This is a genomic window from Streptomyces sp. NPDC001980, assembly GCF_040296885.1.
Lineage (GTDB): Bacteria > Actinomycetota > Actinomycetes > Streptomycetales > Streptomycetaceae > Streptomyces.
This window is the reverse complement of the sequence record NZ_JBEOYD010000024.1, coordinates 56,690-77,678: the sequence shown is the minus strand read 5'-3', so window position 1 is coordinate 77,678 and position 20,989 is coordinate 56,690. Positions and strand designations below refer to the sequence as shown.

Genomic DNA, 20,989 nt, shown 5'->3' with positions numbered 1-20,989 from the left:
GGAAAGCAGCGATTCCGGCACTGCGCTTCGTCATGACACGTCCGGCGAATCGGTCCTCATCGCATTTGCGTCAATCCTGCGATGAGGCCCACCATCTGGGCTGTGTCATGAAAGGTATCCCTCTTCGGCAGTGAGAAACAACGACAGGAGTAGCCATGATCTACCACATCAACCGCGCGAAGGCCAAGGCCGAAGTCACCCCCGAGCAAATCGAGGCTGCCTTGGAAAGTTGGCGCAACCAAGGACGGTCCAACCCGGCCGTGAAGTCTTTCATGGTTGGCCGCGATCTCGGCGGAGACTTCGACTACAGCTGTGTCTTCGTCGTTGAGGACCTCGACGGCCTCTACGAGTACCTGACCCACCCCGCGACTATCGGGACTGACCATCTGGGCCTGGCGCTGCTCGAACGCCTCGACATCTTCGACATCAGCGACGACGATGACCCTGACCTGTACGCGAAAATCGAAGAACTGCACCGCCGCCGCAGCGCCCTGAACCCGGAGATTCCCGGCATGCTTTCGGACGTCCCAGACTTTCGCGGCGCCGGCGCGAACGACTAATCGATCCTAATCGATCAGTGAGGCCCTGGCCAGATATTCCGATGCGGCCAGGCTAGGATCGAATGACACGCAATCCTTGAGAGGGAGTAGTTCTGTGCACCTAATTGACGCGGTAGGTCGCCTTTGTGACGCCATCAATTCGCATTCAGCGCAACGAGTCGCCGACTGCTTCACCGCCGACTACGCGGCGGAGGTGCCGCATCGTCCTGCAGAAAGTTTTACCGGGCGGAAGCGTGTGCTGATGAACTGGTCCTTGATATTTACCCGAGTTCCCGATCTGCAAGCAAGGGTGCTGCGGACAGCGGTTTCGGGATCCGAGGTGTGGTCCGAATGGGAAATGAGTGGAACTTCTTTTGAGGGACTACCCGCTCTCTTGGTCGGACCCGTAGTAATGACCGTCCGCGACGATCGGATAAATTGGACTCGTTTCTATGTGAGTCCAGTCCCGCCCGTCTCATCCCAAGGTAACTAATCAGGTCAGTCGATCGCGGGTACCCACGGTCGGCCGGATGCCAATGGGACGAGCGCGTCGAGCAGATTGATGCCGTGTTTGGTGGCGGTGGCAGTGGCGGTGGCGAGGTAAGAACGCAGATGGCAGAAATGTTCCGCGCCGGTCAGGGCCCGCATGCCACCGGAGATCTTCTGCCGGAATTTGCCCATGCGGTCTACCCGTTCGGCGGCGTTGTTGTCGAACGGAGACGGCGACCGAGCGGACCGGCACCACACCATCGCCCGCTTCACACCCCCGTCTCAAACACAGGGGAAATCACAGCTCGCGGCGGCTCACTCCGCGCGCTTCGGAGCTCGGCCAGGTAGTCGGCGATCGCGTGACGATCGCGCGGTGATTGCAGGCAGGGAAGGATCGCGCGGATTGCCTGCGTCGACAGGCCCGCGTTGAGCGGTTCTCGGATCTGCTGGACGCGGCCCAGGGCTGCTTCGCTGTAGTCGTGGTAGTTGTTGGGCCCGCGGGTCGAAGCGATCGAGCCCTTTGCCTCGTAGAACCGCACCTGTCGAGGAGACGCACCACGTGGCGCACCTGTGGGGTGGCCATCGCGATGCGGCACGCACACGGCCCTGGCAGCGCGACACTCACCGCGATCCACCGAGCCCTCGGTGCCGACTGAGCGCGCGGCGGCATCCGGCGAAGATGTGACCCAGACCACAAGAATGCAGTTTCGATAACCGCAGCATTAACCCAAAGTGAACGAAATCGTTTCGTTCAGATTGGGTGGGGCGATGACTGAGCACACCACCCACTCGCAGCGATCACAGCCCGGGCCGATAGTCGGCTTCCCGTTGGGAGAACGCCCACCATGACCTCCGTACTCATTGTCAATGAGCAGTCCTTGCAGCGCCGCGGACTGCGCATGCTCCTGGCGGGGGAGCCCGACCTGACTGTCGTCGGCGATGCCTCGAGCGGGGCCGAGGCGGTCCGCATGAGCGCCGCACTGTGCCCCGACGTCGTGGTGATGGACAGTCACATTTCCGACTCGGACGGCACCGAGAGCATCCGCCGCATCACACGGCCCCCCACTCTCCCCAGGACCCCCGAACTCTCCAGAACGCAAGGGAACCGTCCACGCGTGCTGATCCTGACCCCCGCCAGCCACGAGCAGCGCGCCTACGCCGCCCTGCGCGCCGGCGCCGGTGGATTCCTTCTCCACGACGCCACCCCCGGCGAACTGACCGCGGCCATCCGTGTCGTAGCCGCTGGAGACGCCGTCATCACCCCCGGCCTGACCCGCGCTCTCATCGACGCCGTCCGACAGTTGCAACCCGCGCTCCCTGCCGAGTGGGAAGTCGGGATCGGCACGCTCACCGAGCGGGAGCGTGTCGTGCTCACCGCCGTCGCCTCCGGCTGGTCCAACGCGGAGATCGCTGTGCGGCTGTCCATTGCCACGACCACCGTCAAGGCCCACGTCAGCAGCATCCTCGCCAAGATCGGTGCCCGCGCCCGTGTCCAGGCGGTGGTCTTCGCCTACGAATCGGGCCTGGTGCGGCCGGCCGCCTGAACAGCCCGAAGTCCTGCCGCGGCCTCCAGCTGGTCGACCGCTGTGGGAGGCGGGCCACCTCCGACCTGGACATCGCCGAGCAGGTGAACGGCCTGGTCCGACTGTCGCGCCAGGCCGCGGACCTGGTGGTGTGGGTGCTGCACTCCGAGCCCGGCACCGGCGACGTCTTCGACCCGGCCCTCTGCCATGTCGGGCTCATGGAGGAGCTGGAGCGAGCGGACGGGGTGCAGATATACCACCACCGCGGCCAGCCGGGGCCCGTACTGCACCGGCGCGTCCACCCCAGCCGGAGCATTTGCGCAGGTCGCCGTCGCGCATCCGCACCGCCACGCCACGAACCGGTGCTCGACAACCCGGGAAGTTGCCCATCATGCCGCCGAGAGATGATCACCCGCCAGGTCCGCACGGCACGGCCCCCCGTCGCCACGGCGGTGTCAGGACAGGGGCCAGTGGCGCAAGGCGGCGTCGGCCAGCTCCTGCAAGTCGTCGCGGGCGACGCCGCTCGCGGCCTGGACGGCGATGCCGTAGGCGAGGGTGGTGAGGTAACGGGCCAGGAGGCCCGGGTCGGTCTGCGGGGGCAGATCGCCGTCATCGACGGCACGCCGGAACCGCTCGCGGATGCGGGCGTATCCGGTGGTGCGCCAGTCGACGAGGAGGGCGCGGACGTCCTGGCCGGAGTCACTGGTGGTCAGGGCCCCCTGGACGCCCAGGCAGCCGTGGGGGTGGCCCGCGCGGGTGGTGGTGCGCACGGTGCCGGCCAGGATGGCGGTGGCGACGTCGAAGGCAGTCGGCTGCTCCAGTGCCTGGGCCAGGTAGGCGCTCGGGCCGTCGGTGTAGCGCTCCAACACCTTACGGAACAGCTGCTCCTTGTTGCCGAACGCGGCGTACATGCTGGTGGTGGAGATCCCCATCGCTTGCGTCAGGCCGGCGGTGCTGGCCCCCTCGTAGCCATGCTGCCAGAACACCAGCATGGCGCGCTCAAGGGCGGCGTCGGCATCGAATCCTCGCGGTCGGCCGATCGGGCCGGTCGGTTTCGTCTCCACCCCCACACCCTACCCCTTCCGCACTGATCGCTACAGAAGTGCTACGGTCCACTTCTGCAGCGACCGCTGCAGAAGTGGAAAGGGGCGGCACACATGGGACTGCTCGACGGAAAGAGCGCTCTGGTCACCGGGGGCAGCGCCGGCATCGGCCTGGCCACTGCAGCCCGGCTGGCAGCTGAAGGTGCGCACGTCTTCATCACCGGCCGGCGCACGACCGAACTCGACGCGGCCGTCGACCTGATCGGTCCTGCGGCCACTGCGGTGACCGGCGACATCGCGAACCTGGGCGACCTGGATCGGCTCTACGCCACCATCCGCAGCCGGGGCGGGGGGCTGGACGTGCTGTTCGCGAATGCCGCCGTCGCCGCGCTCGCTCCGCTGGAGCAGGTCACCGAGGAGCACTTCGACACCCTGTTCGGCATCAACGTCCGTGGCCTGCTGTTCACCGTCCAAAAGGCCCTGCCGCTGCTCAACGACGGCGCCTCGGTGATCGTGAACGGCTCGACCAACGGAGACGTCGGCGATGCGGAGCTCGGCGTCTACGCGGCGACCAAGGCCGCCACGCGCTCGTTCGCCCGGACCTGGGCAAACGAACTCAAGGGACGCGGCATCCGGGTCAACACCCTCACCCCCGGCCCGACCGACACCCCCGCCCTGGCGGGGCTGACCCCCGACCCGGAACGGTTCAAGCAGCACCTGGTGACGCGGGTGCCACTGGGCAGGCTCGGGCGCCCGGAGGACGTGGCCGCTGCCGTGGCCTTCCTGGCATCCGAGCAGAGCAGCTTCATCACCGGTTCGAGCCTGTACGTCGACGGCGGCCTGAACCAGATCTGAGAGGCGGACCCATGCCCACCATCGGGATCATCGGCGCCGGCGAGGTCGGCAGCCAGATCGCCCGGGCGGCCCTGGCCCACGGCTACAGCATTGTGATCGCCAACTCGCGCGGACCGGAAACCCTGCAGCACCTGGTCGCGGAACTCGGCCCGTCCGCGCGGGCCGCCCGCGCCGCGGACGCTGCAGCCGCCGGCGATTTCGCCGTCGTGGCCGTCCCGCTGAAAACGGTCAACAACCTGCCGGTCGACGCCCTCGCCGGCAAGATCGTATTGGATACGAACAACTACATGATCTGGCGCGACGGTCACTTCGCCCGCATCGACTCCGGCGAGACGACCGTACTCGAGCTGCGCCAGGAGCACCTGCCCGCCTCCCGGGTCGTCCAGGCATTCACCCATATCCAAGCTCCCCGCATCACCACCGCCGGCCGCCCCGCGGGCGCCCCCGACCGGCTGGCGCTTCCGACCTCCAGCAACTTCCCCGACGCCGTCGACCTCGTGACCCGGCTCTACGACCAGTTCGGATTCGACACCGTCAACAACAGTCCATTGAGCGCCTCGTGGCGCACGGCCCCCGGTCAACCCGCCTGGGCCGCGCTGGCGCACCAAACGCGCGACGAGCTCATCGCCAACCTGGGCCGAGCACAGCGTCTTGCTCCGACGTGACGCTGACCGGCGGGCCCCCTCCGCAGCCGCGGCCGTCCGGCGCGGCCGCGGCGGGCATTCCCGCTCTGACCCTCCACGCGCGGCCCCGATCCGGAGCCTCCCCACAGAAAGGCCCCTCACATGTCCGACAGTGATCTGCGCACGTTCTACCGGCGCTACCTCGAAGCGCTCAACGCCCACCAATTCGATGGCATGGACGCATTCATCAACGACCGGACCACGTTGAACGGGGAGCCCGCCACCCGCGACGACCTCCTGGCAGTGCAACGGCAGGACGTAGACGCGGTACCGGACCTGCACTGGGAGTTGCAGGAGCTGCTCTTCGACGGTGATCGTCTGGCTGCGCGCCTGGTCAACACCGGCACCCCCGTGAAGCCCTGGCTCGGCGTGGCTCCCACCGGCGCCTCGTTCGAGATCGTCGAGTACGCCATCTACCAGGTCCGCGACGGGCGGTTCGTGCACATGACCGCCCTCCACGACGCCGGTGAACTGCGCCGGCAGCTGACCGGCTGACCTGCAAGTTCGCGCCTGACCCAATTGGACATGTCCGCATACCGAGAACGGCCCGCTCGGGCACTTCACTTGCGAGGATCTGCATGACCATCACACTGATCACCGGGGCCAACAAGGGCATCGGCTTCGAGACCGCCCGACAGCTGCTGGCGGTGGGCCACGTGGTCTACCTCGGGGCGCGGGACGTCGAGCGCGGACAGCAGGCCGCGGCGGCGTTGGACGCGAGATTCGTGCAGCTCGACGTGACCGATGACGCCTCCGTGCTCAGCGCGTTGGCGGCCATCGACGCGGCCGAGGGCCGGCTCGACGTCCTGGTCAACAACGCCGGCATCTTGGGGGACGGAGCCCTCGACGGCCCCACCGCCCTGCGCGCCTTCGACACCAACGCGGTCGGCCTCGTGCGGGTCACGGAAGCGGCGCTGCCCCTGCTGCGCAAGTCCGCGAACCCCACCGTGGTGACCGTCTCCAGCAGCGCCGGATCCTTCTGGGCCGTGACCAACCCGGACCGTCCGGAGTACGCCTTGCCGCTGGCGCTGTACTCGGCGTCCAAGGCCGCCGCCACCATGCTCACCGTCCAGTACGCCAAGGCCCATCCGGGCATCAAGTTCAACGCCGTCGAACCCGGCACCACCGCGACGGACCTGACGGCGGCCTTCGGTGTCGGCAGGACGCCGGAGGAGAGCGCGAGGGTCGTCGTACGTCTCGCCACACTCGACGCGGACGGCCCGACCGGCACCTTCCAGGACGAAAACGGGGAGGTGCCCTGGTAGGCAGGCCAGCGCGGCTGGGAGGGCCCAGCCGCGCCCAGGCCGGCGGGTCACCGGCCACATCCATGCGGTGTCCCGTCCCCTGCGGGCGAGCGGCGCCGGACACATCCTCGACGTCGTGCACGCCGACCGCCTCGCCCCCGCGCATCCACGCCAGAGCGCTCTTCGCCATGGACCTCATCGCCCGCCACCCACACGGACGCGCTGCTGTCCAGCATGCAGTGCATGGTGCGGACCCTCGCCGCCGCCGGCGAGGGTCCGGCGCGAGCGCTGGTCGGCCGGACCCGAGGCGAGGGCATGAAGCTGACCGGCGCGGTGGTCTGCCGCAGCAGATGACCCAGCGAGTGCTGGAGTCCGCTGAGGAGGGCGAGATCACCGGCCACCTCGGTTGTGACCAGGTGGGAGGTCCGGGAGTGCGGTGGGCACGCCACCACATGTGAACGGATCGGTCAGGCGCTCGCAGGTCTGCGGATTGCTTGCCCGATTGCGAAGCACCTTTCCCCGTGAAGGCAAGGTGACGACACCAGGCGCCCCCAGATACGGGGCGAGCGCCATACAGCCCTTTCCCGGCCGGCCTGTGGTCCGACCCGCTCCGCGCCCCGGTGAGTTCACTCAGTTCAAACGGCTCCGTATCGCCCGAAGCACGCCTCGACCGCCCAGCGGCGGTCGGCCACCCGGTGCTGCCGGTCGGGTCACTGCCAGGAGGCGGACTTCGGCCCTCGCTCAGTTGTGGACGCGCGGGCCGTGCACGCCGTTGCCGCACGAGCGGCGCTCTGACGCCACCGCCCGGACGCGCCTCACATCTGGACGCACCTCACACCACCCCGGCTCCAACGGCGCCCGCGCTCCCCGAAATCCGCCGGTGGATGTCCGCGAGCATGTTGCGCATCGCAAGGTGGAAGAGCTCAGCCTCGTGGTCCCCGAGGAACGAGGTGTGTCCGAACACCTCGAGGACGACCATGCCGTGCATGCGCCCCCATGCCTCCATAAGCAGGGCGATCGCGGGCGGCGGGAGGACTCCCGGCCCGTCCGGCGGCAGGTGGTCCAGGTAGGCCCGGAACTGGGGCGAGAGCGGGGGCATGTCGGCCGCCGCGAGCTGCTCCGGGCTGAAGCCGCCGAAGAGCTCACGCTGGAAGATCGTACTCATCCGGCGGGCGGCAATGGTGGAGGCGCCGTCGGCCGGGGCCGCGTAGCCCCGCAGTGGTGTCCCGAACAGGAGCTTGAACCGCTCTGGATGGTTGACGGCCCAGCGCCGGTAGCCCTCGGCCGCGTCCAGCAGACGCGACACGAACGGCCGGTCCGCCACCGAATCCGCCGCAGTGCCCCCAGCGCCCGCAGCCGAGTCGGCCGTCGAGTCGACGGCGGCCTGGACGGCGGCGAACAGGTCCTCGTACCCCTTGGTGACGAGCATCGTGACGAGGGCATGCCGGTTGGGGAAGTAGTGGTAGAGCGCCTGCACGGTCATGCCGAGGCTGCGCGCGACGGCCCGCAGGGACAGCCCCTCAGGACCGTGCTCGGTGATGTGCAGTTCGGCGGCGTCCAGGATCTCCCGCACCGCTGTGGCCCGCCGCCGCTCCCGCAGCGTGGGCGAAGCAGATGAGGCGGATCGAGCGGCCGGAGCGGAGGGAGCAGACGGCGCGGACGGAGCCGCCGGGGCGGCGGTCTTCGGCAGTTCGGGTACGGGCACGGGTCCACCCTACGGTGCACCTCTGACACCTGAACATAAACCGAGCACTGTCAGGTAAATCTCGCACTGCCAACTTCCCGGTGGCCTCCCCTAGCGTCGTCGCGTCCCCGCAGACACATTGACCTCAAAGGAGATTCCGCGTGTTCGAACGCATAGCCGAGCTGGCGATCCGCCGGGCCCGGCTGGTACTCATCGTCGCCGTCGTGGCGACAGCTCTCATGGGTGCCCTCGGTAGCGGCGCATTCACCAAGCTGCTGGGCGGCGGTTTCGACGACCCGGCTTCCCAGTCCACCCGGGCACGCAATCTCATCGACAAGAAATTCGGCGGCGAGACCAACCTCGTGCTGCTGGTCCGCGCCGGCGACGGCCGGGTCGACACCCCGTCCGCCGAGCAGAACGGCAAGGCACTGGTCGCGAGCCTGAAGAAGGAGAAGACGCTCGCGAACGTTGTCTCCTACTGGGACACGCGGAGCGCCCAACTCCTGTCCAAGGACGGCCGCGAGGCCATGGTCCTCGCCCACGTCAAGGGCGACCCGACCCAGCAGCAGAAGAACGCCACGAGCCTGCTCGACGATTACGACGGCACGTACAACAAAGCCCTCACGGTTCGGGCCGGTGGGGTGGCCGCCGTCGGCAACGACATGTCGACGCAGGTGGTCGAGGATCTTGAACTGGCCGAGCTGATCGCGATCCCGCTGACCCTCATCCTGCTGCTGTTCGTTTTCGGCAGCGTGGTCGCCGCGCTGCTGCCGCTGGCCATCGCCGTCATCGCCATCCTGGGCTCGTTCGCGGAACTGTCCCTGCTCGCCGACGTCACCAGCGTCTCGAACACGGCGACCAACCTCACCACGGCTCTCGGCCTGGGACTGGGCATCGACTACGGCCTGTTGATGATCAGCCGGTTCAGGGAACAGCTCGCGACCGGCGCGAGCGTGGAGGACGCCGTCCGCCGGACGGTGCACACCGCCGGCCGCACCGTCGCGTTCTCCGCCTCCACCGTGGCCGCCGCACTCGCGGCGCTTCTCGTCTTCCCGCAGTATTTCCTGCGCTCGTTCGGCTTCGCCGGGGTCGGCGTCGTCGCCATCGCGGCCGTCAGCGCGCTGTTCGTCATGCCGCCGCTGCTCGTCGTCCTGGGGCACCGGGTCAACAAGGGGCAGATGCCCTGGGCGAAGACCGCGAACGTCACCACGCACGTCTCCGTATGGGCGCAGCTGGCGCGTACCGTCATGCGGCGGCCCGCGCTCACCGCGCTGCCCGTCCTCGCGGTTCTGCTGGTGGCGGCGAGCCCGCTGCTCGGCATCACCTTCGGCACCCCGGACGAACGCGTGCTGCCCAAGGACGCCGAGAGCCGCCAGGTCTCCGCGACGCTCCAGAAGAACTTCAACGGCAACGACAACGCCGCCCTCCAGATCGTCATCGGCCAGAACGTGGACAAAGCCCCGTTGGATACGTACGCCGATCAACTGTCCCAGCTCAAGGGCGTGGTACGGGTCGAGACCAGCACCGGAACCTACACCCACGGGCAGGAATCGGCGGCCGGTCCCGGCAGCGCCAACCTCAGCCGCCCCGACGGCCAACGGATCAGCGTCGTCAGCTCCTTGACGCCGAAGTCCGACGCGGCACAGAGCCTGGTCGGCGACGTACGGGCGCTCATCCCGCCCCCCGGCACCCACCCGCTGGTGGGCGGCATCGACGCCGAACTGGTCGACGCCAAGCACTCCATCAGCGGCCAACTCCCGCTCGCCATCGGCCTGGTCGTCCTGACCACGTTCGTCCTGCTCTTCCTGTTCACCGGCAGTATCGTGCAGCCGCTGCGCGCCTTGGCCCTGAACGCGATCACCCTGGTGGCGACGCTCGGCGTCATGACCTGGATCTTCCAGGACGGCCATCTCTCCTCCCTGCTCGGCTTCACGGCGCAGCCGATGGAGATGTCGATGACCGTGCTGATGTTCTGCATCGTCTTCGGTCTGTCGATGGACTACGAGGTGTTCGTCACCAGCCGGATCAAGGAACTCCACGACCAGGGCGAGGACACCGAGTCCGCCGTCACCAACGGCCTCGGGCACACCGGGCGCATCGTCACCGCCGCCGCCTGCCTGCTCGCGGTGAGCTTCTTCGCCTTCGGTACGGCCAAGCTCAGTTTCATGCAGATGTTCGGCCTGGGCAGCGGACTGGCGATCCTGATCGACGCTGTTGCCATCCGTGGTGTCCTCGTCCCGGCCGCGATGCGCCTGCTCGGCGGCTCGGCCTGGTACGCGCCCGGCTTCCTGCGCAGGTTCCACAGCCGGTTCGGCCTCAGCGAAAGCGCGCCCGAGCCCGCTGCCGCGCGCGAACCCGCAGTCTCACGGGGTTGACTCCGGCCCACAGCGTCCCGCCCCTCGCGGAGTCCGGCTGGGGTGACACCGCCCAGCGGGCCGCGAGCCTGCTGACGAGGCAGCGCCCCCGGCGGTTCTCGGCGTGCGGATGATCCAGGGCGCACGGACCGGCGGGGCGGGCGGCAGCTGCTGCCCGCCCCGCCGGTCCGTCAAGCGAGGACGACGCCGCAGGCGCTGATCAGCGCAGCTGAACGGGGGGCGCCCAAGCGGGGTCGCGGCCGGTGAAAGCGACCAGCCGGTCCAGAGGTGGTGCGCTTGCGTCGATGGCGATTTCGGGGCCGAAGGGCAAGCCGGGGCCACGGTATTCCGGCTGGATCACGCCTTCGAGCACGGTGAGGGCATGCTGGCAGGTTTGCGGGTCCGGGTCCCATCGCCGGCCGGTCGCACGGGCCAGGTCCCAGCCGTGGCCGAGCGTTTCGATCAACAACAGGTCGATGACCACGGAGCCCGGATAGGCGCCGCCCAGCAGCGGAACGTTCACGGTAGCTGTCGCGAGGCCGCCGGCCAGGGCCGACCGGATCGTGGTGGCGAGGTGCGCGATCACGGCACTCGGGTCGTCGGGGCCGGTGAACGCGGACGGGTCGGGCCTGTCGCTGCCGGACGGGTCAGTGAAGGTGGCGTCGAAGTAGGTGAGCCAGCCCAGCAGGTGGCGGCGCAACGTGCTCACGTCGAAGTCGTCGCACGGTGTGGGGAGCTTGTCCTGCTCAGGAGCGATGCCGGGGAACTGGTGAGCCAGGTCCTCGAGTACCGGAAAGATCATGGAACCACTTTCTCTGATAGGTGACTATATCGAGTATAGGACACTGTCAACGATCAACGGTCGGGCAGGGTCTACAGTCATAGGGGTGGTGACACAAGAGGCCGGACGGCGGGCCGAGTACGCAGCTGCGACCCGTCAAGCGATCCTGCTGGCGGCGCGGGCACTGTTCGTCGAACGGGGCTATTTCGACACCCGGGTGCAGGACATCGCCCGCGCAGCGCGGGTAGCAGCGCCCACCGTCTACGCGGCGGTCGGAGGCAAGAGCGGTGTGCTACGCACACTCATCGAGGACGGGGTGCGCGCCGCTGAGGCCGGCGGCATCTACGAGCGGATCGCTGCACAGACCGACCCCGACGCGCTGCTTCGCATGCTCGTGGACGGCACTCGAAGCGAGTTCGAGCTCTGGTCGCCGATCATGCGTCAGGCGATCGCCGCCGCACCCCAGGACGCCGGGATCCGGGAGACCGTCGGCGCGGCGCACGACAGCCTGCGCCGCGGATTGCGGGCCACTGCGGCCCGACTCGCAGAACTGGGCGCACTGCGTGCCGACGTCACTGTCGACGAGGCTGCGGATGTGCTCTGGTACTTCCTCGGCAACGCCTCCTACTTCACACTGACCGACGACTGCCACTGGCCGCTCGCCCGCTCCGCCGACTGGCTGCACCGATGCCTCACCGCCGCGCTGCTCGGCACGTAAGGAAGTGGCCGGCCAGAACCGCACGCCGTCGTGGGCGCGGCGGCCGCGCGATGTTCAGCCGCCGGGAACGGCCGGCGCCTCGGCTGTAGACCTCCTTCGACCCGACTCGGCTGACGACCTGCGTCGAAATCCCCGACGGCCCGCTGCCGCACTTCCGCCAGGCTGACGTTCGCCCGGTCACACAGGAACCACGCCGAGGAACGGTCGACAGGCGTAGGCGGCGCATTCCATGCCCGGCGATCGCGGTGCCGGATCACTGTGGCGGAGCACTTTGCGGGTGTCGCGGTAGAAGGGCTCCAAGACACACACAGCCACCTCGGAAGAGCAGCTTCAACCCGCGCCGTCTTGCCGTCCCTCTGCGTTCGACCGGGCGGCGTTCGGTCCGACCGTGACGCTCGCCGAACTCCTGGGTACGCAGGGGGTTCGTCGTGGACTGCGCGGAACCCCTTGGGCGCCCTTCGATACGGCGCGCACCTCGATGATCTTCCGGTGAGCTGTTCGTCCAGGCGAGCCCCGACGCTCCGCTGTCCGCGTGGGGCCTTGACCCAAGCCCTGACTACCCGGCCTTGCGTCAAGGCCCGCCTACCACCTCCAGCAGCATCACTGGCGAGCCCTGCACCAGACCCGGGCCACCGTCAGCCACTACAACCGCCGCGGCGACCCCCTCCCAGCCCGCCTCCGCCCCTGGCGACAACCCGAGCAGAACCGATCACAACCTCAAGATCTGAGGCTGTAGTACGAGCCACGCGGCATTGGCCTGGAAATGACCGGACGGCGCGTGGGCGAAGCCGCTGTTCTTGACATCGGCGATCACCTGCTCGACGACAGCGTGCCGGCGGTGATCACGCTCGGCATCCCTCACGGCGAGCGGGGAGTCGGTGAACGCGGCGTGGTAGCGCCAGGCGTCGAAGAGCGTGCCCTGCCCGGCGGAGACGGTGCCGGCGCTCAGGCGCTTGACGCGGCGCACGATCAGTCGGGCGGTGACTTGCTGTTTTTTCGGCTTGGAAGTGAAAGCGGTGTAGAGGATCTCGGCTATCTCGGCGTCGGAGATCCAGGACTGGCCCTCCTCGTCCCAGACCGCTTGGGGATATTTGATCGGTGTCCAGGCGTCCTCGTCGATGCGGGCGATGGTGGCCTTGACGGAGGCGTTCATCCGCATGGTGATGGAGAAGCGGGCACCCAGGGCCCGGCAGGCGTTGATGACGTCGGCGCCGTAGAACGCGGAGTCCGCCCGCAGCACCAGCAGGCCGCCGGCGCCGCAGGCGCGTGCGGCGCGGATGGTCTCAGCGACGAACGCTGCCGCCCCGCGCGCGGAGTTCGAGGGTCCCTTGCGTAGCCTGGTGGCGAAGATCACGGGGGCGGACAGGGGCGTGGAGACGACGCCGAGCAGTGCATTCAGACCCTTGACCTTGCCGTATCCGTAGCCAGCGCCCTGTTTGGCGTAGCTGTGGGTGCGGCGGATGGTGTCGTCGATGTCCACGTATGCGGCCTGGTCCGCGCCGGGCAGCAGCGGGGTGTGACGGGCCAGTTGGTACAGGAACCGGCGGGCCACGGCGTGCAGTTGCTTCACATGCCCGTGGGTGAAGGAGCGCAGGAACGACCCCAGCGTGGACGGGGCCCGCACTCCGGAGAACAGGCGCTGCTCGGCGATGCCCTCGGTGCGCACAGCGGTCTGCCGTGCATCCGGCCCGGCCTGACCACCCCGCTGAACAGGGTCCGCCCCTGGCCGCCGCTGAACGTGGTGGTCTTGATGGTGGTCTGCTTCTTCTTGGCGGACACGAATGCCCTGCGGCCTGGACGGCCCGCGTGCGGGCGACGGACTTGCACCTCGGTCCCGTCGATCCGCAGTTCCACGTCCTCCGCGTCGGCGTAGGCGAACTGGTCCTCCAGCGTACGTAGCCGCACACCTGGACGGTCGGGGACGGCGAAGCCGCGGGCCGCGAGCAGCGGGCGGACCTCGCGGATCGCTCCGGACACGGTGGAGCGGTCCACCCGTACAGCCGGCCAAGCGCAGCGTGCGGTAGCCCCAGCCGCAGGTGGACCAGCGTGGCCAGGAGTCGGTCGGTGAACACCAGGCGCTGCTTGGGGCCCGCTCCGGCGGCCCGCCGCCGGACTCCGCCGCGGCGCTTGTGGAGTGCCGACTCCCGGGCCGCTTCCCACTTCGGGGCGAGTTCTTCGAGCACATCGCCCCGAAGTGTGTGCGAGAGGTGCCGGACAGGGCTGGATGAGAGCAGGCCGCACGGGCCCAGGCTTGCGTCACAACTTGCCCAACCCGTGCGGCCCTTCTCACGTCACGGCTCGGGACGAGGCGCGATACTCGACCAGTGGACTCGATCTACCGCAGTACGACGGGCAGGGAGCTCATCCGACGCTGGTGCCTCGACCAGCTCGCCGCATGGCCGGTGCCGCACGTCTGACAGCCGGCGAATACTCCTGGGCCGGCGGCACGATGCGGCACGAAGAGTGGATGGCCCCATGCGGACCGCTGGGCCTACCCGTACCCGGCCCGTACGGGAACCGGAGGCGGGGGGACACGCCATGTGCCGTATCGACGCACTACCGAGACCGGACCCGGTCGGCGTGCAGTCGATCTGGCGGGCTCGGGATCGGGGCGAGGCCGTCGCTGATGCCCCGGGTGCTTTTGCGGCTACCTCCTCGTCCTGCGCCCGTGGAGCAGGCCGATCACCCGAGTGAACACCCTGTCCGTCTTCTCGGTGCGGTCGAAGGTGGTCAGTGTGAGCATCGGCCTGAACCTCTGCAGGGCGATCGCCTTGGCGAAGGTGAACTCCTTCAGGCCGTCGGGCCCGTGGATGCGGCCGAAGCCGGATTCGCCGACGCCGCCGAAGGGCAGGCCCGGTATGCCGGCGAAGCTGATCACGCCGTTGACCGCGGACATGCCCGAGCGGATCCGCTCGGCGACTGCCATGCCGTGGCGCTTGCTGAAGACCGTGTTTCCGAGGCCGTAGGCGGTCGCGTTGGTCAGTTCGATGGCCTCGTCCATGTCCCGCACTTTCGCGACGGTCATGGTCGGTCCGAAGGTCTCCTCCTGCACCGCCAGGGAGTTCTCCGGCACATCGACCAGGATGGTCGGCTGCACATAGCGCTCGCCCACGGCGTCGAGGCCGCCGACCACCGCGCGGCCGCCCTTGTCGAGGGCGTCCTGCACGTGCCGGCGGATGACGTGCAGCTGGCTCGGCATGGTGATCGGTCCGATCTCGGCGCCGGAGCCCGCGCACAGGCCGGCGGCCTTGGTCGTGAGCGCGTCGACGAACTCGTCGTACACCTGCTCGTGGACGTAGACCCGCTCGACGCCGATGCAGGTCTGCCCGGCGTTGCTGCACGCGCCCCAGAGCGCCGCGTCGGCCGCGGCGGGGACGTCGGCGTCGGCGTCGACGATCAAGGCGTCCTTGCCCCCGGCCTCGATGACCACCGGTGTGAGCGTCTCGGCGCACGCGGCCATCACCTTCTTGCCGGTGGCCGTCGATCCGGTGAAGGCGATCTTGTCGGCCCCGGCGTGGCACAGTGCGGCGCCGGTCGCGCCGAGGCCGGTGACGACCTTGAGGACCGGACGGCCCACGGCCTCCTCGAATCGCTCGGCGAGCCACACGCCCACACCCGGGGTGTACTCGCTGGGCTTGAAGACCACGGCGTTGCCGGCCGCCAGTGCGTAGGCGATCGACCCCAGCGGTGTGAAGACCGGGTAGTTCCACGGCCCGATCACGCCGATCACCCCCAGCGGTTTGTAGGCCACCGACGCGGACTGATGGACCATCAGCAGGCCCGAGGAAACCCGGCGCCGACCGAGTACCCTCCTCGCGTGTCCGGCGGCCCACGCGATGTGCTCGATCGCAAGCCCTGCCTCGAGCGTCGCGTCGCCGACCGGTTTGCCGGTCTCGCGGTGCACCGTTTCGATGAGCTCGGGCAGTCGCCGGACCATCGTGGCCTTCCACGCCGTCAGGTGCCGCCTGCGCTCCGTGAAGCTGAGGCCGGCCCACCAAGCGGCCTCGGTGCGGGCGAGGTCGACGGCCGCGCGTACCTCCTCCTCGGTGTGCACCGGGTGGGTACCGACGACCTCGTCGGTGGCGGGGTCGAGCGAGTCGAACGTGGCGGCGGTGGCTCCGCGCCGACTGGCGGCTGCTTGGCTGGTAGGACTCACGAAATCCCTTTCGCTTCGACGTGGCGTGGCTCGGAGGGCGGGTCGTTCCGGTGCTTCGTGGCCGCCCGCGGGCCTTATGGCGCCGACGCCCGGAGGTTGGGTCAGGGCTGGTAGCCGCTGGCTGTGGCACGGCGCCATACGTCTTCGAGCTGCTCGCTCGTCAGCGTTGCCGGCTCTGCGACCTGGGCTGCCCGCAGGTACAGGCGTGCGAGCCATTCGACCGATTCGGCGTTGTGGACCGCCTCGGCCAATGTGGCGCCACTGGCGACCGCGCCGTGGTTGCGCATGAGCGCGGCCTTCCGGTCGAGCATCGCGAGGCGCACGTTGTCGGCGAGTTCCTGGCTGCCGAAGGTCGCATAGGGCGCCACTCGGATCGGGCCTCCGAGCAGGAGGATGGAGTAGTGGACGCTGGGCAGCTCGTCGCGCACCAGGCCGAGGGCGGTGGCCCACGGCGCGTGCGTGTGCACGATGGCCTGGGCGTCGGTTGTGCGGTAGATCCCCAGGTGGAGGGGGGTTTCCGAGGAGGGTGAGCTCGCGCCCGCGTCGAGGACTTCACCGTCGAGTGTGACGCGGGCGATGTCGGCGGGTTCCAGCGTCTGATAGCTCACTCCGGACGGTGTCACGAGTGCCTGGTCGCCGATGCGGACGCTGAGGTTTCCCGATGTGCCGGTGACGAGCCCGGTGTCGTGGAGGTGACGGCTCGCGTCGACCAGAGCTGTCCGGGTCTTCAGTTCGTGTGTGTCGTCCACTGCGTATTCACCGCGTCCGTTCTTGTGCCGTTGCTTCTTGCCGTTGCATCGGGTGATGGCTGTTCGGGCTTGTTCGGGCGGCTCAGTGCGTCAGGGCGCCGGCCGTTACGTTGCGGACCACGACGGGGAGCTGCCGTGCGAGTTTCCCGCCGAGCAACGCGGCGTAGAGGCGGTGCAGGGGGCCGTCGAGGACGATGCCGTGGGTGGTGCGCATGCCCTCGCCGACGGGCTCCATGTCGTGGGTGATGGTCAGGGTGGCCAGTGGCAGCCGGATGACGAAGTCCATGGCGCGTTCGTGTTCGACGCGGGTGAACTCGATCTTCTGAGCCGGGGCGCCGTGGTCCTTGACGACTCCGGTGGTTCCGACGGTGAGGGGGCCGTCGATCTGGGCCCATGCGACGCCGGGGTCGTCGAGCTGCCACAGGGCGGCGTTCGTCCATCGCTCCCACAGCTGGCGGGCGGTGGCGGTGGTCAGCTGGCTGTGGTGGGTGCTCCAGGTCATCGGCTTGCCTTCTCGTCGTGCGTGGTGGTGGTGAGTTCGATGGCGGTCTCGCGGGCGGCGCGTTCGCCGGCCGCGACGGCGCCGTCCATGAATCCGGCCCAGCGTCGCGCGGTCTCGGTGCCGGCCCAGTGGATGGGGCCGACCGGCTCTGTCAGCCGGGCGTGCAACGAGGCGACCGCTCCGGGGCCCGGTGCTGCCGTGGGCCCGCCGCCGAGCCAGTCCTCCTCGCCCCACCGCTGGTCGGTGTAGCCGCGTGGTTCCAGGGCGCGTTCACCGAAGAGGTCCGTGAGCGCCGAGAGCGTGCGCATACGCCGTTCGTCGGCGTCCACTGCGTCCCACTCGCGTGCGTAGTCGCCTCCGATGAAGCCGAGGAGGACGCCGCGGGAGGCGTCGGGAGGGCTGGCGTCGAAGGTGATGAAGACGGGGCCTTCGTCGGAGACCGTCATGCCGCTGAGGCCCTGTTCGCGCCAGAACGGCGTGTCGTAGACGGCGTAGATCTTGGACAGGACGCCGGGCGACCAGCGCTGTGAGAGGCGCCGGTGCGCGGCGGGGAGTTCGGGGACGAACCGGATCCGGCGTCGCATGGCCGGCGGAACCGCGATGATGACACGCCGTGCGGTGGTGGGGCCGTCGTCGGTGTGGACGGTCACGGCATCGTCGCTCCAGTCGATCCGCAGAACCGGCGACCCCAGGCGGACGGTGTCCGCACCCAGTCCGTCGGCGACGCGGACCGCGACCTCGTGCGAGCCCTCGACGAAGTGCTGCTCCTGGGCGCCGCCGCGGGTGTCGAGCATCGAGTCGAGCCCGCCGGCCTGGGCGATGTAGTGCAGCACGTACAGCAGCGAGATCTCCGAGGGTTCGCAGCCCCACGAGGTCTTGCACACCACCGCCATCAGGTCTTTGGTGGCCTGGCCGGCGTGCTTGGCGGTGAGCCAGCTGCCGAGGGTCTGGGCGTCGAGGCCCGCCGCGTCGGGGGCGTCCAACGGGCGGCCGACGGGGATCCTGCGGCTCATCCGCTCCAGGGTGGAACGGATACGGGCGAGGTCCAGCAACGAGGTCGCACCGATCGGGGGGACGGCCCCGCGGTACCGCTTGCGGTCCTTGCGCCACAGCAACAGGTTGTCCCCGGCCTCGTGCGTGAGGTAGCGGCCCACGCCGACCTCGTCGGCGAGGGAGTTGATGTGGTCGTGGTCGGGGCCGACGAAGGTGCCTCCGAGGTCGACACGCGCATCGGCGACGGTGGCTGAGTCGACCCGGCCTCCGACCCTGTCGAGCGCCTCGAACACCTTCACGCGCAGCCCGTACCGCTGCAGGCTGCGGGCGGCGGCGAGGCCGGAAAGCCCGGCTCCCACCACCACGACATCGACATCGACGCTGTCGGTCATGCTGGTTCTCCTTCGAGAAGAGGCTTGGGGGATGCGGAGATACGGGTCGGGAGGCGGCGGGCGAGGGGCAGCACGAGCAGGAGCGCGAGCGCGGGTGCCACGAACCCGAGCCGGAGGGCGGCACCCGCGCCGAGCAGGCCCGGGACGACGGCTCCGGTGACGGCGCCGGCATAGTTGAAGACGTTGACGCGGGCGATGACCTCGTCGCTGCGGGCGGGCAGCAGCTGACCGGCGGTCTCGAAGGCGATCGGCACCAGGACGCCGGTGGCGATCCCGGCGACCGCGAATCCTGCGACCGCCGCCGCGGCGCCCGGGCCGGCGACGACGAGGGCGCACCCGATCGTTCCGAGGGCGAGGGCGCCCACACCGACGCCGCGTCGGCCCCAGCGCAGCACGGCCGGGTCGGTCACGAGCCGGGCGAGCAGGACCATCGCCAGGTAGGCCGCATAGCCGACCGGCGCGACGGCATCGGAGGTCTTCAACCCGTCGGAGAGATAGACGGTGCTCCAGGTCGAGACCGCCGCGTCCAGCACGTAGGCGACGAGGACGAGCGACCCGACAGCCCAGATCGCCGCTCGCGGGAGCGTGGTGCGCCGGCGGCCGGGCGAGGTGGTGTCCGCCGGGCGGGCCGGAGGCTGCGGCACGAGCCAGATCCGGCCGGTGAGCGCCACGGTGAGCTGCAGCAGAGCAGCGCCCCCGACCAAGGTCAGCGCGGAGACACCGCCGGTGGCCAGAGCCGCGCTGAGGAGCGCTCCGATGATGCCGCCGACTGTGAAGGCCGAGTACAGGCGGCCCATCATGGGCACCCCGGTGCGGTTCTGCAGGGCGACGCCCTGCATGTTGTTGCCCGCGTCGACCGTGCCCAGGCCCAAACCGTAGACGGCGACCGCGCCCAGGTAGACGACTCGGTCGGGGGCGAGGCTCATCCCGGCAAGTGCGGCGGACTGCAGCAGGAATCCGAGGCACAGCGCACTCCGGCTCCCGCGGCGCACAGCGACCGCGTCCGCCAACACCGACCCGAACACCGCGGCGACGCAGACCCCGAGCAGGATCATGGAGAGGACGGTGTCGCTGAAGTCCATGCGGTCCTTGGCCGCGGGAAGCGCGGTGACAACCGCGGCGTAGCCGAGGCCCTGAGCGGCGTATCCTGCGCAGACCATCAGCGTCGTCGCGATCGGTCTCCTACGGCGGCTCACCGCATGTCCAGGCGGCCGGCGGTCGCGGCGAATGCGCGGACGTCGTCGAGCGTGTAGGTGCCGGCGTCGGTCCCGAGGCCGCCGATGACCTGTGCCGACGTCGCGCAGCCGAGCTCGGCCGCCTCCCGCAGCCGGAGCCCGAGCGACCGGGCGCGCAGGAAGCCCGCGCTGAACGCATCGCCGCACCCGGTGGTGTCGACGACCTTCACCGCGTAGGCCGGGACCTCCACCACCTCGTCCGCGGTCACCACCACCGCGCCACGGGCGCCGTGGGTCACCGCCACGCACCCGGCGCCGGCACTCACGAGCGCGCGGGCGCCGGTGACCAGGTCGTCGGCGCCGGTGAAGCCCAGCACCTGCTCGTGGTTGGGCAGCAGGTAGTCGGTGTGGGGCAGCGCAGCCGCGATCCACTCCAGGATTCCCGGGTCGCCGGGGGCGAGGATGTCGACCGAGGTCGTCGCACCGCACGCGCGTGCCCGGGCCAGCAGCGAGGCGGCGGCGTCGCCGCCCAGGAACTCCGGACCGCCGAGGTGCAGATGCGTCAGGTCACGCAGCAGTGCGTCGGAGACGTCGGCGAGGGTGAACGCCGCGTTCGCCCCGATGCAGTGCCAGGCCGGGCGGTCGCCGTTCGGGCGGACAGGCAGCACGGAGGCCGATGTCTGGTGGCCCGCCTTGCGTACCAGGCCGGAGGTGTCCACGCCTTCGCGGACCAGGAGCGCCAGGAGAGTGTCCGCGAAGACGTCGTCCCCGATCGCTCCGATGCTGCGGACATCGGCTCCCAGCCGCGCCGCCACCAGCGCTGTCCCGCCGGCGGTACCGGCGGCGGTGGCGCGGATGGTCTCGACCACCTGACCGTCGTTGTGCTCGGGGATCGACTCGATCCCGATCACCAGATGGTCGAGCACGTGCACGCCCACGCACCCCAGCTTCATCACGTCGCTCATCGCGTGTTCCTCCTCCGCTTTGCTCCGGCTCCCGGCTCGTGGTGCGACGTCCATCGCTGCGCGGCGGCCGATTGCCTGGCCGCGACCACGAACGGTTGAGTGACGGTAGGAAGCGCCGTTTTGAATCTGGGCGCCGCGTGACGC

At 69.5% G+C, this 20,989-nt stretch carries 22 protein-coding genes; 9 read left to right on the top strand and 13 right to left on the bottom strand.

The features are described 5' to 3' along the window. The first annotated feature begins 155 nt into the window (after positions 1-155). Both ABT137_RS31310 and ABT137_RS31305 read left to right on the top strand, forming a co-directional pair. Positions 156-560, top strand: coding sequence for a Dabb family protein (locus ABT137_RS31310; protein WP_351435597.1), 405 nt, complete (start codon positions 156-158; stop codon positions 558-560). A 94-nt stretch (positions 561-654) separates the two neighbouring features. Continuing rightward, positions 655-1,032, top strand: a complete 378-nt coding sequence (locus tag ABT137_RS31305) for a nuclear transport factor 2 family protein (RefSeq protein ID WP_351714471.1) — start codon at positions 655-657, stop codon at positions 1,030-1,032. A gap of 5 nt (positions 1,033-1,037) precedes the next feature. On the opposite strand, the gene ABT137_RS31300 is transcribed toward ABT137_RS31305, so the two are convergent. Together ABT137_RS31300 and ABT137_RS31295 are read right to left on the bottom strand one after the other, a co-directional pair. Continuing rightward, positions 1,038-1,301, bottom strand: a complete 264-nt coding sequence (locus tag ABT137_RS31300; protein ID WP_351714470.1) for a hypothetical protein — start codon at positions 1,299-1,301, stop codon at positions 1,038-1,040. Then, on the bottom strand, positions 1,298-1,624 hold the full coding sequence (locus ABT137_RS31295) for a MerR family transcriptional regulator (protein ID WP_351714469.1): 327 nt from the start codon (positions 1,622-1,624) through the stop codon (positions 1,298-1,300). Before ABT137_RS31295 ends, ABT137_RS31300 begins: the two co-directional genes overlap by 4 nt. Before the next feature lie 249 nt (positions 1,625-1,873). Between ABT137_RS31295 and ABT137_RS31290 the strand changes: the two genes are divergently transcribed. After that, positions 1,874-2,572: a LuxR C-terminal-related transcriptional regulator gene (locus tag ABT137_RS31290; protein WP_351714468.1), complete on the top strand. Its 699-nt coding sequence runs from the start codon at positions 1,874-1,876 to the stop codon at positions 2,570-2,572. A gap of 434 nt (positions 2,573-3,006) precedes the next feature. Here the strand turns inward: ABT137_RS31290 and ABT137_RS31280 are convergent, their stop codons facing one another. After that, the gene (locus ABT137_RS31280) at positions 3,007-3,615 is read right to left on the bottom strand and encodes a TetR/AcrR family transcriptional regulator (protein WP_351714467.1); all 609 of its coding nucleotides are present in this window, start codon (positions 3,613-3,615) and stop codon (positions 3,007-3,009) included. Positions 3,616-3,708: 93 nt separating this feature from the next. On the opposite strand from ABT137_RS31280, the gene ABT137_RS31275 reads away from it, so the two are divergent. The 4 genes from ABT137_RS31275 (at position 3,709) to ABT137_RS31260 (ending at position 6,397) form a co-directional block, all read left to right on the top strand. Next, positions 3,709-4,449, top strand: a complete 741-nt coding sequence (locus tag ABT137_RS31275) for an SDR family NAD(P)-dependent oxidoreductase (protein ID WP_351714466.1) — start codon at positions 3,709-3,711, stop codon at positions 4,447-4,449. An 11-nt stretch (positions 4,450-4,460) separates the two neighbouring features. Then, on the top strand, positions 4,461-5,114 hold the full coding sequence (locus ABT137_RS31270; RefSeq protein WP_351701064.1) for an NADPH-dependent F420 reductase: 654 nt from the start codon (positions 4,461-4,463) through the stop codon (positions 5,112-5,114). A 120-nt stretch (positions 5,115-5,234) separates the two neighbouring features. Then, entirely contained in the window at positions 5,235-5,627 is a 393-nt protein-coding gene (locus ABT137_RS31265) for an ester cyclase (protein ID WP_097283084.1), read from the top strand. 83 nt (positions 5,628-5,710) lie between these two features. Next, entirely contained in the window at positions 5,711-6,397 is a 687-nt protein-coding gene (locus ABT137_RS31260; protein WP_351714465.1) for an SDR family NAD(P)-dependent oxidoreductase, read from the top strand. 811 nt (positions 6,398-7,208) lie between these two features. Here the strand turns inward: ABT137_RS31260 and ABT137_RS31255 are convergent. Further along, entirely contained in the window at positions 7,209-7,976 is a 768-nt protein-coding gene (locus tag ABT137_RS31255; RefSeq protein ID WP_351714541.1) for a TetR/AcrR family transcriptional regulator, read from the bottom strand. 245 nt (positions 7,977-8,221) lie between these two features. Between ABT137_RS31255 and ABT137_RS31250 the strand changes: the two genes are divergently transcribed. Further along, complete coding sequence (locus ABT137_RS31250) at positions 8,222-10,435, top strand: MMPL family transporter (protein WP_351714464.1); 2,214 nt, start codon at positions 8,222-8,224, stop codon at positions 10,433-10,435. A gap of 199 nt (positions 10,436-10,634) precedes the next feature. On the opposite strand, the gene ABT137_RS31245 is transcribed toward ABT137_RS31250, so the two are convergent. Beyond that, a complete protein-coding gene (locus ABT137_RS31245) occupies positions 10,635-11,216 on the bottom strand; it encodes a TIGR03086 family metal-binding protein (protein ID WP_351714463.1) in 582 nt (193 codons plus the stop codon). An 85-nt stretch (positions 11,217-11,301) separates the two neighbouring features. Between ABT137_RS31245 and ABT137_RS31240 the strand changes: the two genes are divergently transcribed. Next, the gene (locus ABT137_RS31240; protein WP_351714462.1) at positions 11,302-11,913 is read left to right on the top strand and encodes a TetR/AcrR family transcriptional regulator; all 612 of its coding nucleotides are present in this window, start codon (positions 11,302-11,304) and stop codon (positions 11,911-11,913) included. A 709-nt stretch (positions 11,914-12,622) separates the two neighbouring features. Here ABT137_RS31240 and ABT137_RS31235 read toward each other — a convergent pair. The 8 genes from ABT137_RS31235 to ABT137_RS31200 form a co-directional block, all read right to left on the bottom strand. After that, entirely contained in the window at positions 12,623-13,579 is a 957-nt protein-coding gene (locus tag ABT137_RS31235; protein WP_351714461.1) for an IS1380 family transposase, read from the bottom strand. Beyond that, a complete protein-coding gene (locus ABT137_RS51080; protein ID WP_502984599.1) occupies positions 13,480-13,890 on the bottom strand; it encodes a hypothetical protein in 411 nt (136 codons plus the stop codon). Before ABT137_RS51080 ends, ABT137_RS31235 begins: the two co-directional genes overlap by 100 nt. A gap of 670 nt (positions 13,891-14,560) precedes the next feature. Beyond that, entirely contained in the window at positions 14,561-16,069 is a 1,509-nt protein-coding gene (locus tag ABT137_RS31225; RefSeq protein WP_351714460.1) for an aldehyde dehydrogenase family protein, read from the bottom strand. Positions 16,070-16,170: 101 nt separating this feature from the next. Continuing rightward, positions 16,171-16,818, bottom strand: a complete 648-nt coding sequence (locus ABT137_RS31220) for a class II aldolase/adducin family protein (RefSeq protein ID WP_351714459.1) — start codon at positions 16,816-16,818, stop codon at positions 16,171-16,173. Positions 16,819-16,900: 82 nt separating this feature from the next. Then, a complete protein-coding gene (locus tag ABT137_RS31215; RefSeq protein WP_351714458.1) occupies positions 16,901-17,320 on the bottom strand; it encodes a hypothetical protein in 420 nt (139 codons plus the stop codon). Beyond that, complete coding sequence (locus tag ABT137_RS31210) at positions 17,317-18,705, bottom strand: flavin monoamine oxidase family protein (protein ID WP_351714457.1); 1,389 nt, start codon at positions 18,703-18,705, stop codon at positions 17,317-17,319. Before ABT137_RS31210 ends, ABT137_RS31215 begins: the two co-directional genes overlap by 4 nt. Further along, entirely contained in the window at positions 18,702-19,901 is a 1,200-nt protein-coding gene (locus tag ABT137_RS31205) for an MFS transporter (RefSeq protein ID WP_351714456.1), read from the bottom strand. Before ABT137_RS31205 ends, ABT137_RS31210 begins: the two co-directional genes overlap by 4 nt. After that, positions 19,898-20,845, bottom strand: coding sequence for a carbohydrate kinase family protein (locus ABT137_RS31200; RefSeq protein ID WP_351714455.1), 948 nt, complete (start codon positions 20,843-20,845; stop codon positions 19,898-19,900). The genes ABT137_RS31205 and ABT137_RS31200 overlap by 4 nt, the downstream gene beginning before the upstream one ends. Positions 20,846-20,989 lie beyond the last annotated feature (144 nt).